Annotated in this window: 15 protein-coding genes; 3 read left to right on the forward strand and 12 right to left on the reverse strand. The window is 63.0% G+C overall.

Annotated features, from left to right (window positions below):
* The first annotated feature begins 8 nt into the window (after positions 1-8).
* Complete coding sequence (locus tag ACVZUB_RS18535) at positions 9-542, forward strand: type II toxin-antitoxin system PemK/MazF family toxin (protein WP_482627629.1); 534 nt, start codon at positions 9-11, stop codon at positions 540-542.
* 30 nt (positions 543-572) lie between these two features.
* Here the strand turns inward: ACVZUB_RS18535 and ACVZUB_RS18540 are convergent, their stop codons facing one another.
* From ACVZUB_RS18540 to ACVZUB_RS18555, 4 genes are read right to left on the reverse strand one after another with little or no spacing between them, the layout of a single operon-like run.
* Complete coding sequence (locus ACVZUB_RS18540; RefSeq protein WP_003944482.1) at positions 573-1,346, reverse strand: aquaporin; 774 nt, start codon at positions 1,344-1,346, stop codon at positions 573-575.
* Positions 1,347-1,406: 60 nt separating this feature from the next.
* Positions 1,407-2,237 (reverse strand): transglutaminase family protein, encoded by an 831-nt coding sequence (locus ACVZUB_RS18545; RefSeq protein ID WP_007731033.1) that lies wholly within the window; start codon positions 2,235-2,237, stop codon positions 1,407-1,409.
* Positions 2,238-2,245: 8 nt separating this feature from the next.
* Complete coding sequence (locus ACVZUB_RS18550) at positions 2,246-3,217, reverse strand: alpha-E domain-containing protein (protein ID WP_003944483.1); 972 nt, start codon at positions 3,215-3,217, stop codon at positions 2,246-2,248.
* A 56-nt stretch (positions 3,218-3,273) separates the two neighbouring features.
* Positions 3,274-4,899 carry a circularly permuted type 2 ATP-grasp protein gene (locus ACVZUB_RS18555; RefSeq protein WP_003944471.1) on the reverse strand — a complete coding sequence of 542 codons (1,626 nt, stop codon included), beginning with the start codon at positions 4,897-4,899 and terminating at the stop codon, positions 3,274-3,276.
* 197 nt (positions 4,900-5,096) lie between these two features.
* Between ACVZUB_RS18555 and rpsT the strand changes: the two genes are divergently transcribed.
* Positions 5,097-5,357 (forward strand): 30S ribosomal protein S20, encoded by a 261-nt coding sequence (gene rpsT / locus ACVZUB_RS18560; protein WP_003944567.1) that lies wholly within the window; start codon positions 5,097-5,099, stop codon positions 5,355-5,357.
* A 158-nt stretch (positions 5,358-5,515) separates the two neighbouring features.
* Positions 5,516-5,941, forward strand: a complete 426-nt coding sequence (locus ACVZUB_RS18565; protein ID WP_209447727.1) for a hypothetical protein — start codon at positions 5,516-5,518, stop codon at positions 5,939-5,941.
* A gap of 87 nt (positions 5,942-6,028) precedes the next feature.
* Here the strand turns inward: ACVZUB_RS18565 and holA are convergent, their stop codons facing one another.
* The 8 genes from holA to nadD all read right to left on the reverse strand — a co-directional run bounded on the left by holA (position 6,029) and on the right by nadD (position 13,831).
* Positions 6,029-7,006: a DNA polymerase III subunit delta gene (holA, locus tag ACVZUB_RS18570; RefSeq protein WP_003944476.1), complete on the reverse strand. Its 978-nt coding sequence runs from the start codon at positions 7,004-7,006 to the stop codon at positions 6,029-6,031.
* Entirely contained in the window at positions 7,003-9,363 is a 2,361-nt protein-coding gene (locus tag ACVZUB_RS18575) for a ComEC/Rec2 family competence protein (RefSeq protein ID WP_064689235.1), read from the reverse strand. The genes holA and ACVZUB_RS18575 overlap by 4 nt, the downstream gene beginning before the upstream one ends.
* Entirely contained in the window at positions 9,360-10,238 is an 879-nt protein-coding gene (locus tag ACVZUB_RS18580; RefSeq protein WP_050654644.1) for a ComEA family DNA-binding protein, read from the reverse strand. Before ACVZUB_RS18580 ends, ACVZUB_RS18575 begins: the two co-directional genes overlap by 4 nt.
* Before the next feature lie 81 nt (positions 10,239-10,319).
* Entirely contained in the window at positions 10,320-11,162 is an 843-nt protein-coding gene (locus ACVZUB_RS18585) for a DegV family protein (RefSeq protein ID WP_209447729.1), read from the reverse strand.
* A gap of 4 nt (positions 11,163-11,166) precedes the next feature.
* Positions 11,167-11,964, reverse strand: coding sequence for a diglucosylglycerate octanoyltransferase (octT, locus tag ACVZUB_RS18590; protein ID WP_124569244.1), 798 nt, complete (start codon positions 11,962-11,964; stop codon positions 11,167-11,169).
* Positions 11,951-12,625 (reverse strand): histidine phosphatase family protein, encoded by a 675-nt coding sequence (locus ACVZUB_RS18595; RefSeq protein WP_058039398.1) that lies wholly within the window; start codon positions 12,623-12,625, stop codon positions 11,951-11,953. The genes octT and ACVZUB_RS18595 overlap by 14 nt, the downstream gene beginning before the upstream one ends.
* Positions 12,622-13,068 carry a ribosome silencing factor gene (gene rsfS, locus ACVZUB_RS18600; RefSeq protein WP_003944502.1) on the reverse strand — a complete coding sequence of 149 codons (447 nt, stop codon included), beginning with the start codon at positions 13,066-13,068 and terminating at the stop codon, positions 12,622-12,624. The genes ACVZUB_RS18595 and rsfS overlap by 4 nt, the downstream gene beginning before the upstream one ends.
* A 46-nt stretch (positions 13,069-13,114) precedes the next feature.
* Positions 13,115-13,831 carry a nicotinate-nucleotide adenylyltransferase gene (gene nadD, locus ACVZUB_RS18605; RefSeq protein ID WP_003944462.1) on the reverse strand — a complete coding sequence of 239 codons (717 nt, stop codon included), beginning with the start codon at positions 13,829-13,831 and terminating at the stop codon, positions 13,115-13,117.
* Between the last annotated feature and the right edge of the window lie 3 nt (positions 13,832-13,834).

Consider the following 13,834-nt stretch of genomic DNA (forward strand, 5'->3'; position numbering starts at 1 on the left):
CGAACGCTATGGCAAGCATGTGGAAGCAGATCGGCAGAACCCTCGGCGCCCTCGCGGTGGAGAAGGGCCCTGCGTTGCTGCGCCAGCTGCAGTCCTCCACGTCTCAGTCGTCTGCCTCGAAGCCGGGTCCGACCGGCCGCCCGATCGCCGCGCGAACGTCTCCGACCGCACATCGCGCCCGCAAGGTCGAGTACTCCCCCGACCTCGACGGCAAGGCCGATCCGGGCGAAATCGTCTGGACCTGGGTTGCCTACGAGGAGGATCCGACCCAGGGCAAAGACCGCCCGGTGCTGGTTGTCGGCCGCGACGGCGACACGCTGCTCGGCCTGATGTTGTCTTCGCAGAGTAAACGCGAGGGTGAGCGCGATTGGCTCGCAATCGGTTCGGGTCCATGGGACGGCGAGGGAAGGCCCAGCTGGGTCCGGCTCGACCGGGTGCTCGACGTTCCCGAGAGCGGGATCCGGCGCGAGGGCGCCGTCATGGATCACAAGAAGTTCGACGCGGTCACGGCAAAACTTCGGGCCGACTTCAGCTGGAGCTGAAGCCGACCCGGACGATGGAAACAGTGTCGATCAGCTGTCCATACGGTTGAACCGTCCGAAGAGTGCTCGATAGATGAGTGCACCGAGCGCACCGCCGATGAGCGGGAACACGATGAACAACCACACCTGGCCGAGTGCACCGTCCTGGAACGGCGCGACAGCGAGGCTTCGAGCGGGGTTGACGGAGGTGTTGTCGATCGGGATCGAGATCAGGTGAATGACGGCCAGGGTGAAGCCGATGGACACCCCGGCGAGAGGCACGTCGGAGATCTGGTCGGTCGACGCGAGAACGACGAATACCAGCAGTGCTGTCAGCAGGATCTCGATGATCATGGCGGCACCGATGCCGTAGCCGTCGGAAACCACGTTTCCGAGAAGATTCTTCTCGGCAGACGGACTGTGTGCGCCCCAACCGTTTGCACCCAAACCGTCAGCAGCACGGTTGTACGCCGGGAGACTGTTGGCCACCGTGTAGATCACGACGCCTGCGACCAAGCCGCCGATCACTTGCGCGACAACGTAAATCGCCGCATTGACGGCTGAGATTCGCCCGATCACGAATTGGCCGAGAGTCACGGCTGGGTTGACGTGGCAACCGGAAATCGGGCCGATCGCATATACGAGGAACAGCAGGGTCAGGCCGAATGCGAAGGCAACTCCGAGGTTGCCGACTTTCGCACCTGCAAAGACGGCAGTTCCGACTGCGGAGAACACGAGCACAAATGTTCCCACCGCTTCGGCCGCATACTTCTTCACATCCGAGATCGGTTCGATCTCAGTCAATTCCTGTGCAGTTGGAGACATATTCCCACCCTTTTTCTCATCGAACGGTAGTAATGCTCACGCGCCTAGATTTGCCGGACTTTACGCAAGCCTGGTGATCTCCACAACAACTTCGAGATCTGTGGAGCGTCCACCGGAAAAGATTCCCTTCAATGGCGGCACATCCGAATAGTCCCTTCCTATTCCGACCGAGACATGCTGTTCATTCACAGCTATCGCATTGGTCGGGTCGTATCCCCACCACGCGCCGGTCCACGCTTCGATCCACGCGTGCGATTCGCCGACCACCGTGTCCCCGACTGCCGCATCACGTTTGGGGTGGAGATAGCCGGAAACGTATCGACACGGTATTCCCATCGTTCGAAGCAATACCAAGGTCAGATGCGCATAGTCCTGGCAGACGCCTTTCCGTGCCGACCACGCCTCGACCGCCGACGTATGCACTCCGGTCGTACCCGGAACATATGACATTTCGCCGTAAACCCATTGCGACGCAGCCACTACTGCATCTTCAGGTGATTTATCTTTGCGCAATTCCTTGGCAATTGTCGCCAGCTTACGATCACGCGGAACATATCTCGTGAAACTCAGTTGTTCGTTGAATCGATCTTTAATCGCGTTTCCCGACAATTCATCCCAGTCGACGGTTTCCTCGGGCTGAACGAACGGTTCCGTCTCCACCACCGACAGTCCGGTCACTTCGAGTTCCGTGTGCGGGGCGTGCAAGTCGAAGGCGGTCACCGCGGTGCCCCAGTAATCGGTGTATCGGTAGGAACGTGTGGCCGGCTGGGTTTCGACGCGCGTGAGTATCACCGTCTGCCTGGTGTCGCCGCGAGGTGTCAATCGCGCTTCGTTGTACGACGACGTCACCGGGGCGTCGTACGCATATCCCGTGGTGTGCACGACCCTCATTCGCCAGCTCACAGCTCTCCCTCCACCGTCGACTCCGCATACGCGGCGCCGGCATCCGTCCACGCGACCCACGGCGCAGCGTGGAAGTACTGCAATGCAATTGCCTCACCCAGTTCGCGGCAGGTCTCCTGCCAACCGAGCAACCGTCCCTGCAGATCCTCGAGCAACACGCCCTGCGGCAGGAACTCGAGTTCGCTGCGTGCGCGGCCCAGAAGCCGCGGCGCCTCCGCCCGGATTCCGACGCGACTGCCCGGCTGCGGGTCGAGCTCCTGCAGGCACTTCTCGGCCTGCCTGATCGAATGGAACACCGAGCGCGGAAAGAGTCTGTCCAACAAGATGAACTCGACGACGCGATTGGCGTCGAGTGCTCCGCGATACGTACGCAGATACGTGTCATGTGCGCCCGCCGAGCGAAGAACGCTGACCCATGCCGGCGACGACGGGCGGTCACCGGCGCGCGCCAGAAGCATCCGCACGATCATGTCGACACGTTCGATCGACCTGCCCAGCAGAAGGAACCGATAGCCGTCGTCGCGACTGAGCGTGGAATCCGCCAGGCCCGCGAACATCGCTGCGCGTTCCTCCACATAGCGGAAGAACTCGTGTGGCCCCAGCCTGCGTGAGGCACGTTCACGCTCGGCCAGTCCGTTGTACGTGGTGTTCAGGCACTCCCACATCTCACTCGACGTGACCTCACGCGCCCCGCGAGCATTCTCACGAGCACTTGCCAGCGAGTCCACGATCGAACCAACCTGGTTGCGGCTGAACGCAACCAGATCGGTGAGCGAGCGCACGTCGAGCTTGCCCTCCGGCGCCTCGATGCCGAGGACACGCAGGAGCAGACGCGACGTGCGGTCCGGGTCGACGGTGGCGTCGTCGAGCAATTGATGGACGGCGACGTCGAGGATCCGAGCAGTGTCGTCGGCGCGCTCGACGTAGCGGCCGATCCAGTAGAGGGACTCTGCGTTGCGAGCAAGCATCGGTCACCACGCTCCGTTCACTGATAGTTCTTGGTAGCTGGGCACTTCCGAGGTGTTCACTGTTGCTGCTGCTGTTGTTGCTGCGAGGTGCTCAGTTCGGGACCCTGCACCGGCTCCGCGGATTCCGGGGGCTCGGACACCAGTTCCTCGCCTGACAACTCTGGGTCTTCGTCAGAGGTGCGACTCGCAAGCACCCACGTGTCCTTGCTTCCGCCGCCCTGGCTGGAGTTGACCACCAGCGAACCTTCCGGAAGTGCCACCCGGGTCAGGCCGCCGGGCAACACCCACACGTCCTCACCGTCGTTGACGGCAAAGGGCCGCAAGTCCACGTGGCGCGGCGAGAGAACATCGTCGATCTTGGTCGGCACCGTGGACAACTGCACGAGTGGCTGCGCAATCCACCCGCGCGGGTCTGCCTTGATCTTGCGGGTTATCGCGGCCAGTTCCTTGGGGCTCGCGTCGGGTCCGAAGACGATTCCGTAGCCGCCGGACCCTTCCACCGGCTTGATGACCAGTTCGGCGACGCGGTCGAGGACTTGCTCGCACTCCTCGTCCAACCAACAGCGGAACGTGTCGACGTTCTGCAAGAGCGGCTTCTCACCGAGGTAGTAGTCGATGATCTGCGGAACGTAGGTATAGACGAGTTTGTCGTCACCGACTCCGTTGCCGACGGCGCTCGAGATCACCACGTTGCCCGCCCGCGCCGCATTCAGTAGGCCTGCGACGCCGAGAATCGAATCCGGACGGAAGTGCATCGGGTCGAGATACTCGTCGTCGATGCGGCGATAGATGACATCGACCTGGCGCTCGCCTTCCGTAGTGCGCATGTACACCATGTTGTCGCGGCAGAACAGGTCGCGACCTTCGACGAGTTCCACACCCATCTGACGAGCGAGCAACGAATGCTCGAAATAGGCGGAATTGGCGATACCCGGTGTGAGAACAACCACTGTCGGGTCCGCTTCGTTGAGTGCAGCACCCGCACGCAGCGCCCTCAGCAGGTGTGTTGCGTAATCACCGACCGCCCGCACCTTGTGGGACATGAACAGATCCGGGAACACCCGAGTCATGGTGCGACGGTTTTCCATCACATAGGAGACACCGGACGGAGATCGCAGATTGTCCTCGAGAACTCGGAACTCTCCCGCCTCGTCTCGGACCAGGTCGATACCCGCGACGTGAATTCGCACACCGTTGGGCGGCACTATGCCTGCCGCTTCACGGTGGAAGTGCTCACACGAGGTGACCAGGCGGCGCGGCAACACGTGATCGCGCAGGATTCGCTGCTCTCCGTAAATGTCCGCGAGAAACAACTCGAGCGCCTTCACCCGCTGTTTGATGCCCTTTTCCAGCCGCGACCACTCCTGGGCGGCGATGACGCGTGGCACCAGATCCAACGGGAAGGGTCGTTCCTGCCCGGACAGCGAAAACGTCACACCTTGGTCGATGAATGCGCGTCCGAGTGCGTCGGCACGCGCGGCGAGGTCGGCGCTGCTCGTCGGCGCCAGGGCTTTGTACACACCCTTGTACGGACCACGCACCGAGCCGTCGGGCTCGAACATCTCGTCGAAAGCCAACTCGTAGCGACCGATGTCTGAATATCCGTCGAACACTGCGGCAGGACGCGCTCGGGTGGTGGTCGAACCTGTTTTACTCGAACTTTTCGAAGGCGGCGGCGTCATAGGGCAACATGCTGCTACAAGTGGGGCTATTCGGCAGCGCGGCGAGAAATCGGGCGCTCGGTGTACCCTTCTCGACAGACGCAACGTGCGACGGTTTGGGTTCTTGGGCCCTCGGCTGGTAATCTTGCCAGTCGGTGCATCAGTGCGCCCACAGCTTTCTCGACCGTAACCAGCTAAAGACGACAAGGATTTTACGCGTGGCCAACATCAAGTCCCAGGTGAAGCGAATCCGTACCAACGAGGCGGCCCGACTCCGTAACCAGTCGGTGAAGTCCTCGCTGCGTACCGCGATCCGTTCATTCCGCGAGGCTGCGGCAGCCGGTGACAAGGACAAGGCCAACGAGCTCCTCGTCTCCACCAGCCGCAAGCTCGACAAGGCAGCCAGCAAGGGCGTCATTCACGCCAACCAGGCTGCCAACAAGAAGTCTGCACTCTCGCAGGCTGCCAACAAGCTCTGACGTTTCCACTGTGACGGTTCGCCGTCACACTGGATCGTCTCGATAGCCGCCAGGTCGAAAGACCAGGCGGCTATTTTGCGTATTCAATCGGGTCAGTGCGAAGACCCGCCATCCATGTCTTGCAGCGAATATGTGGAGCGGGCTGCAACCATCTGATGATGGCGATCAACGGGCACGGGAAGCGCCCTCGCAGCTGGTTGTTCACGACTGTCTTCTGGGCGGTCGTCGCTTTCGGCGTAGTGGCCGCCCTGGGAATCCCTCGTTGGTGGGAATCATTGACGGTTGCAGTCGTCGGAGGTGCCGCAAGCTACGGATGGTGTAAGCGCAGGCAACGTAGCGAATTCCGGATCTTCCTCGGCGTGATGTGTTCACTCGTTGCGATTCTGGCGTTTCTCGCCGTTGGACGAGCGCTACTCACCACCGTGAAGGTGCCGGTGGACAGCATCGGCCAAGAAACCATTGTCTGCGGCAGTGTGGTGAATCCGGTGTCGCACGACTCACTACGGGTGACCGATATCAGAACAGGTGAACCAACGACACGGCCTCAGGCCATTCCGCTACTCAGTTGGAGCAAGCCTGCGTGAAATGCCTCGACTACCGGGCGGGTGAGGCCACGGCCGCCACTGTCGTCGGACTACTTCTGGCCGGACGCGCAGTAGGCCACGTTGTACTCAGTTCTTCCGCAACGCGCACACTTTCCGCACTGCCATCTCCAGGGCGAAGGACGAGTCGACTGCGGCACCCTTCACGTCGGCATTGAGGGCGGCGACGATCTGCATCGCAGCGCCGATCGACGTGGGATCCCAGCCGCCGACCTCCTTGATCGCCTTCTTGACCTTCCACGGCGGCATTCCGAGATCCGACGCCAACCGGAACGGGTCACCGCCCCGTGCAAACGGGCCGACCTTCGCGATGGTGTGGACTGCGTCGGCGAGGGCATCCGCGAGCAGAACATGGGCTGTTCCGATCTGATCTGCCCATCGGAGCGCCTCGAGCGCACCCCGGGTATCGCCGACGATGACTTTGTCGGCCACGTCGAATCCGGAAACCTCGGCCTTGCCCGAGTAATACTTGTGGACTGCATCCACGTCGATCTTGCCGCCCGTATCTGCCGCCAATTGCGAGCAGGCCGACGCGAGTTCGCGGAGGTTGGAGCCGACGCTTTCGATCATCGCGGCGATCGCATCTGGCGCAACCCTGACGTCTGCGGTCCGAAACTCACCCCGGACGAAGTCGACAAGCTGACTCTTGTTCAGTTTTCCGCAGTTGTGAACCGTCGCCCCGAGCTTCTCGAGGGCCGGTGCCAACGCTTTCGCGCGACCGCCGCCCGAGTGCACGACGATCAGAACCACACCTTCTGCCGGCTCGCGTGCAGCCTCCAGGACAAGCGCTACGGCATCTTTGCCTGCTTCTGCAGCCGATTCCAAGACGATCACACGGTCTTCGGCAAAAAGAGAAGGGCTGAGCAACTCGGCCAACTCGGGAGCATTGGTGTCGCCCGCGCGCATCTTGGTCACCGGGAGATCCGAAATACCCTGTCCGCGGTCACCGCGGACAGCTCTGATGAGCTGCGATACCGTGCGGTCGATCAGGAACTCGTCGTCCCCGAGAACAAGATGCAGCGGATCGACTCCAGACGGATTACTCACCCGAAGATGGTCCCACGAGGAACCGACACGATCGACACAGACCCGCCGCCCCCGCCGTACACAGCGACGGTGCCGTCGACGTCGGTCCGAACCACCGCCCCGCCCAATGAATCCAGTTCATCGAGAACCTCCGCATTCGGGTGCCCGAAACTGTTGCCGACGCCGACGCTGATCATCGTCAACCTCGGACGCACCGCTTCCAGAAATGCCGACGACGTGGTCCGAGAACCGTGATGGGGCAGCTTCAACACATCGGCCTTCACGTCCGCTCCCGATCGGAGGATCGCCTCCTCCCCCGCAACTTCGGCGTCGCCCGTCAACAGAATTCGACCCGCGCCCGTGTGCGCCATCACCACCAGCGACTGATCGTTCGCGGCGTCCGCGCCGTCCCCCGCATCGCGGGGAGCCGGAACCAACGGACCGAGAACCTCCACGTTCACCGATCCCAACGTCAACTCCATACCTGCGCGCAACGAGACAACCGGAACGGCCTGCGAGTCGGCGGTATCCTTCACCGCCCGAAAACCTGACTCCGGCAACAACATCGACCCGACTCCGATCGCAGCGACCGAACGCCCACTCAGGACTGCTTCCAATCCACCGATGTGATCGGCATGAAAATGACTGATCATCAGCAACGCGATGTCGTTGACGTCCAACATGTTCAGGCAACGATCCATCGATGTGGGATCAGGACCGACATCGATCACGATCACCCTGCCGTCTCCAGTCGAGAGCACAAGACCGTCCCCCTGACCGACGTCGCACATCACCAGCGCCCACCCCGGAGCAAAACGGCCACCCCCGAACACGTGTTGAAAGATCAGGGCCAGAACAACTCCCAGAACAAGAACGCCGAGCACCCATCTCGAAATCCGATTCCACAGCGTCAGGGCCGCGGCCAGTAGGACTCCCACGACGACGAGGGCACCGATGAGTCCTGACGGCACTACCACCGACGCTCCGGGAAGCGCCGCCGCCCGCTCGGACACGCACAGCAGCCACCCCATCGGCGGCCGCACCAATGGCGCGACGAACACCGCGATCGGTGGACAGATCAGCGCACACAAGGCAATCACCGCACCGAACACCGTGATGATTCCGATCACGGGCGCCACCGCCATGTTCGCGGCAATCGTGACTACGCTGAAGGTTCCCGCCATGGCGCCCACCAACGGTGCAGTCACGACAAACGCAGCACCCGAGACAGCTGTCATCTCCGAAAACCAACGGGGCCAGCCTCTTCGGCGAAGCACGTCCACCCACACCGGCGCAATGATCACCAGCGCGCCCGTGGCAGTAGTCGACAGCGCAAACCCCCAGTCGACGGCCAGCTCGGGCATCACGACTACCAGAACGATGACGGCGGCGGCAAGCGCAGGCAGCGCCTGTTTGCGCCGACCAGTGACCAGACTGAGCAGGCCTACCAAGCCCATCACCGACGCGCGTAGAACACTCGGCGACGGCCTCGCGACGACAACAAAGGCAACGAGGGCTACCACCGCCAAAGCGGCGCCGACCCGTGGACTGAGCGCCGCGGCTCTGACCAACAGCAGAACGGCCCCGAGCAGAATGCTGATGTTGGCGCCGGACACCGCGGTGAGATGGGAAAGTCCGGCAACGGTGAAGTTGTCCTTCACCACCGGCGACAGCGCCGACGTGTCTCCGACGACGAGGCCAGGCAGCAGACCCGCCTGATCCGGCGGGAGTGCAGCCGAGCACGCAGCCGCGAAACGAATGCGCACCACACTTGCCCATCGCTGATACCAGGGCACTTCTCCCACCGCGACGGGAGGCCCTTCGGACGTGATCACGGCGAGCGTGGAATCGCTACGCCATGGCTGACTCGCCCGGCCACGAACCGTGAGGCTCTGCCCTGGAACAACTTCGAGCCACGACGAACTGGGCGCCCGGATGGTGACCAAGCCGCCTCCGGAGTACCTGCGGTTCTGGGCAGTCACCGAATTGACGGTTGCCCTGAAGACGACCTGACCTTGACCCACCGCGCCGGAGACCGCGTGCGGATCCTCCGAGGGTTCCACTTCGACACTCACCCAAGCTCCCTCGAGAGAAGCTCGGGTCAGTGGGTGCCTCTCCGCCTCGGACGCCCGCCACCCGCCGACGGCACTACACCCGGCACCGAACAGCAATGCAACCAACATGATTCGTACCCACCCCGCTGATGTCCGGCGCACAACCACGTAAGTGAGGAGTGCCGCTGGAACCGCACACGCCACCGCCAGTACCCACGCGGCGACCGGGCCAAACAGGATCCCCACCGCACTGCTCCCCCACACCGCGACGGCAGACGGAAGCAGTCGAGCGTCGAGGACCGGCGAGGCTTCCGGTTCGTTCACACCGACACCAGCACTCGCAATTTGGCCAACCTTGCCGGGCCGATCCCGTCGACTTCCCCCAATTGTTCTATGTCCGTGAATTTTCCGTTGGATGTGCGCCAGGAGATGATCGCCGCAGCCGTTACCGGCCCTACCCCGGGAAGCTCGTCCAGTTCGGCCTCGGTGGCGGTATTGAGGTTCACCAGCCCAGCCCCGCCGGATTCCCCCGTAGCTGCGGGGCTGGTCCCTCCTGCAGTGGTACTCGAAGAAACACCACCGGACTGATCGGCCGCACCAACCACGATCTGATCGCCGTCGACAAGTTTCTGAGCCAGATTCAGGCCCACCGTCTCCGCTCCGTCGAGCACGCCACCTGCCGCAGCAAGCGCGTCGGCGATGCGCGAGCCCGAATGAAGATTGACAAGCCCAGGCGTGCGCACGAGCCCGACGACACTGACCACCACAGCCTCGGGCGGCTGCTCTGCCACGACGCCGGTCGGTACAGGACTGGCTGATTCACCATCGCCGGCAGTCACATTCTTCTCCGTGACATTCTGGGGCGAGGGCAACGTTGGGACCGCCTGCATGCTCGGAGAATCCCACCACACGGCGAACAAGCCGATTCCCGTGGCCAGAACTGCAACGATCGCCAACACCCAGGTCGCCGACCGACTCGGGCGCCAACGTGTACCGCGCCAATGTTCGGGCAATCGGTCGAACCGTGACGAGTCGGGCTGAGCGTCGTAGTCGTCCTCGTCGAAGTCCCGAAGCCACTCGGGGGACCTCTCGAAAGACCCTGAATCCTCGAATTCGTCGACGGCCGGTCGCTGCCGGTAGTTTCCGTCCATCGCCGCGAGGCGATCACGCGCCCGCTCGCGCTCCTCGCTGATCCTCATGACTGGACGCTAGCGAGAGACCTCGCCACCGAAGACGATGAATTTCGACCTGTGGAGAACTCGGGGATTGTGGAGAAACGATCAGGTGTTCGCGTCGATCTCCGGCAACGGGCACACCACAACACCGATCGCGCCGACACCGACGTGCGCTCCGATAACCGCGCTGAAGTCGGTAACCACGGATTCCGCTACATCGGGAATGCGCTCGGCCAACTGTTCCGCTATCCCGTCGGCACGCTCTCGTGCTCGCATGTGATGCACGGCTATCGCCACGCGGCCGAGACCGGCGCGCTCGACTGCCGAATCAACCAAGCGTGCAAGCGCTTTGGTGGTGGTGCGCGTTTTTTCGCCGAGCACGAGTTTGCCGTCCACCAGATGCAGGATCGGCTTCATCGCCAATGCAGTACCCAGCAACGCAGCGGCGGTTCCGATTCGTCCGCCCCGACGCAATTGATCAAGTTTGTCGACGACGATGTAGCAGCGCCCACGGCTGGCGACGTCGACCGCCCGGCCGTACGCCTCTTCGAGTGAAGCGCCCTTCTCGGCCAAGCGTGCAGCTTCGAGAGCCGGATAGCCCAAACCCATACCGGCGGACTGTGAATCGACGATCCGGACGGCGCCACCGAATTCCTGGGCTGCGACTCGTCCGGCTTCCCACGTTCCCGACAGTTGACGTGAAATGTGAACGGCGAGAACGCCGTCACCGTCGCTCATGTCCAGGGCGCGTGCATACGCTTCGGACAACTCGGCGGGCGACGCTCCGGCCGTTGTCACTCCCGACAGGTCGCTCGGCATTGCGTCGACGCCCTCTCGCAAGTCGCAACCGTCATGGAGCACGTGGAGCGGAACAACCTGAATGCCACATGCGTCGGCCGACTCCTGCGGGATGCAGGCGGAGGAATCCGTGACGACGACGACCGGCATTCTGCTACCCGACTTCGCTCGGCGGTGATACCAGTTCCGGCGAAACCAGTTCCGGCGAAACCGTTTTCTGCGACTCGACCCCGCGAATCGCAGCGATCATCGCGCGGGCTACACCGACGTGACCGTCCCAACCCCAGTGAATGCCGTCAGGATTGCCGTTCTCGGAAAAGACGTTGTCACGCACTGCATCTGCAAGGTCGACTACGGGAACGTCTTTCTCCGTAGCCCACTCGGTGATCGCGGACACCGCGGCAGGTCGTCCGGCATGCACGCTGGCGTAGGCATCACTGCGGTGCACTGACGGCAAGGTCGCGATCATCGGCAGTTCCGGCCGCATGTACTCCAACGCATTTCGCGAGCTTTCCAGATACTCGACGCTCAGCTTGGGAGGAAGTGCGACCGGGCGGCCCAGAGGTGCAAGCCGCGGCTGCAGCCATTGATAACCCTCGCGCACCACGCGTCGAAGCGCGGGTGGCCGAACGTAGCGGATGGTCTCGCGGAGCGCGGTAGGCAATGGGGACGGCAGCGAGTCCATCCCGCCGACCGCGAACACGACGGCGCCGGCCCGCGGCACCGCCGCCCACACACGAGGATCCTGAGTCAGTGCCCACCACGCGTCGCGACACGTCCATCCGATACGGGCGACCAACTCGACGTCCCAGCCGAGTTCGTCGGCCACGATGTTGGGCCAGATGCGTGGATGATCTGCCGCGAGGCCGCCTTTGGGGCCGAAATACGACAGCGAATCCGCGAGTACGAGGAGGACGGGGCGCTGCCCGTCGGCACTTTCAGAGGACGTCATTTGCGACACTCGCAGAAGCATTCCATACGTCGAGTCGCCACTCGATCGACTTGACGTCACCATGTCCACTGAGTTGCACCCAACTGGTGTTTCCCAATCCGCCGAGGACGGCCCAGCGATCGATGGGTAGGTCGAGCAATGCCGCTGTCAGTGCCGCGATCAAGCCTCCGTGCGCCACCAGAACCACGGGCCGCTCGGCCCAGTCCGGGTGCGTGTCGAGCAATTCGTGAACTACGGGGAGGCTGCGATTCGCGACGTCGATTCGGCTTTCGCCGCCGGGCGGCGCCAACGTGGCATCCGCTCGCCACGCAGATCGCACACCGGGAGTGCGCTCGTCGACGTCATGATGAGTCAGGCCCTGCCATTCCCCCAGGTGTGTCTCACGCAGACGCGTGTCGGTGAGGACCGGAAGTCCGGCGGCATCACCGACAGCGACGGCCGTGAAGTACGCCCGACGCAGATCCGAGGACACGATCGTCAACGGCCTGCGATCGGCGATCACCGGACCTGCACTCTTGGCCTGCGTGCGTCCCAACTCCGACAGGTCGGTGTCGAGTTGCCCCTGCATCCGAGAGTCGGCGTTGTATTCGGTCTGTCCGTGACGCAGCAGGATGAGCCGGCGGACAGGGTTCGACGCCGCACTGGGCGCCGACGAAGTCACAGCGAGGGATCCTGCGCGTCCGGCTCGGAAACCGTGTCGGTCTCGAACACCGTGTTGGCGTCGGCGGGGCCGGGACGGTTCTGTCCGAGGCCTTCGACCTCGACCGTCGGGCAGTCCTTCCACAGACGATCGAGAGCGTAGAAGTTGCGCTCCTCGTCATGCTGGACGTGGACGACGATGTCGGCGTAGTCGAGCAGTGCCCAGCGGCCCTCGCGGGTGCCTTCCCGGCGGACCGGCTTGTGTCCCGCTTCGCGGAGACGGTCTTCGATGTTCTCGACAATCGAGTTGACCTGACGCTCGTTCGTCGCAGATGCGATGACGAAGCAGTCCGTGATGACCAGCTGTTCGGACACATCGAGCACCACCACTTCGGTGGCCAGCTTCTCGTCGGCTGCCAAGGCCGCGATGCGTGCCATGTCGATGGCTTCGGTGTTTGCGCTCACTCGATGTTCTCCAGTTTCGTCTTCAGAAAGTACTTGTTGTTCTCGGCTAGCTCGATTCGGCGCCCGGGACGGCTTCCGACTTCCCCGGTGCGGGCTCCGACATCGTTGTAGCTCCGTCGCGGCGCTCCGCGTCGACAGGTCGATACAGGTTCCGCTTCGAGATGTACTGCACCACTCCGTCCGGCACCAGGTACCAGACGGGGCGGTCTTCACTTGCCCGACGCCGACATTCGGTCGACGAAATGGCAAGTGCCGGAATCTCTATCAACGTGACCGCGTCGGCGGGCATGGTGTCGAGGTGACCGGCCAGGTGCTCTGCATTGAGATCGAAACCCGGTCGCGATACCCCGACGAACTTCGCCAATGCGAACAACTCTTCCCAATCTTGCCAGGAAAGGATGCTGGCCAGCGCATCGGCACCGGTGATGAAGAAGAGTTCGGCGTCAGGGTGGTAGGCCCGGAGGTCTCGCAGCGTGTCCACGGTGTACGTCACTTTTTCACGGTCGACGTCGACCCGAGAGACGGAAAACCGCGGGTTGGAGGCGGTGGCGATGACCGTCATGAGGTACCGGTCCTCGGCAGGACTGACGCCCTTCCCCTGCTTCTGCCAGGGCCGCCCGGTGGGGACGAAGATCACTTCGTCGAGTCCGAACCGGTCGGCGACCTCACTGGCCGCAACGAGGTGGCCATGGTGAATGGGGTCGAAGGTGCCACCCATCACTCCTAGGCGTCGAGCACGTTCCACCGATAGTCCCTTCTGCACGAG

It is taken from the genome of Rhodococcus sp. OS5 (assembly GCF_056837585.1).

Bases quoted from the DNA above. Each gene is read 5' to 3' on its own strand.
- ACVZUB_RS18535 (WP_482627629.1), top strand. From the start codon at position 9: ATGGCAAGCATGTGGAAGCAGATCGGCAGAACCCTCGGCGCCCTCGCG.
- ACVZUB_RS18540 (WP_003944482.1), bottom strand. From the start codon at position 1,346: ATGTCTCCAACTGCACAGGAATTGACTGAGATCGAACCGATCTCGGAT.
- ACVZUB_RS18545 (WP_007731033.1), bottom strand. From the start codon at position 2,237: ATGAGGGTCGTGCACACCACGGGATATGCGTACGACGCCCCGGTGACG.
- ACVZUB_RS18550 (WP_003944483.1), bottom strand. From the start codon at position 3,217: ATGCTTGCTCGCAACGCAGAGTCCCTCTACTGGATCGGCCGCTACGTC.
- ACVZUB_RS18555 (WP_003944471.1), bottom strand. From the start codon at position 4,899: ATGACGCCGCCGCCTTCGAAAAGTTCGAGTAAAACAGGTTCGACCACC.
- ACVZUB_RS18565 (WP_209447727.1), top strand. From the start codon at position 5,516: ATGGCGATCAACGGGCACGGGAAGCGCCCTCGCAGCTGGTTGTTCACG.
- ACVZUB_RS18580 (WP_050654644.1), bottom strand. From the start codon at position 10,238: ATGAGGATCAGCGAGGAGCGCGAGCGGGCGCGTGATCGCCTCGCGGCG.
- ACVZUB_RS18585 (WP_209447729.1), bottom strand. From the start codon at position 11,162: ATGCCGGTCGTCGTCGTCACGGATTCCTCCGCCTGCATCCCGCAGGAG.
- octT (WP_124569244.1), bottom strand. From the start codon at position 11,964: ATGACGTCCTCTGAAAGTGCCGACGGGCAGCGCCCCGTCCTCCTCGTA.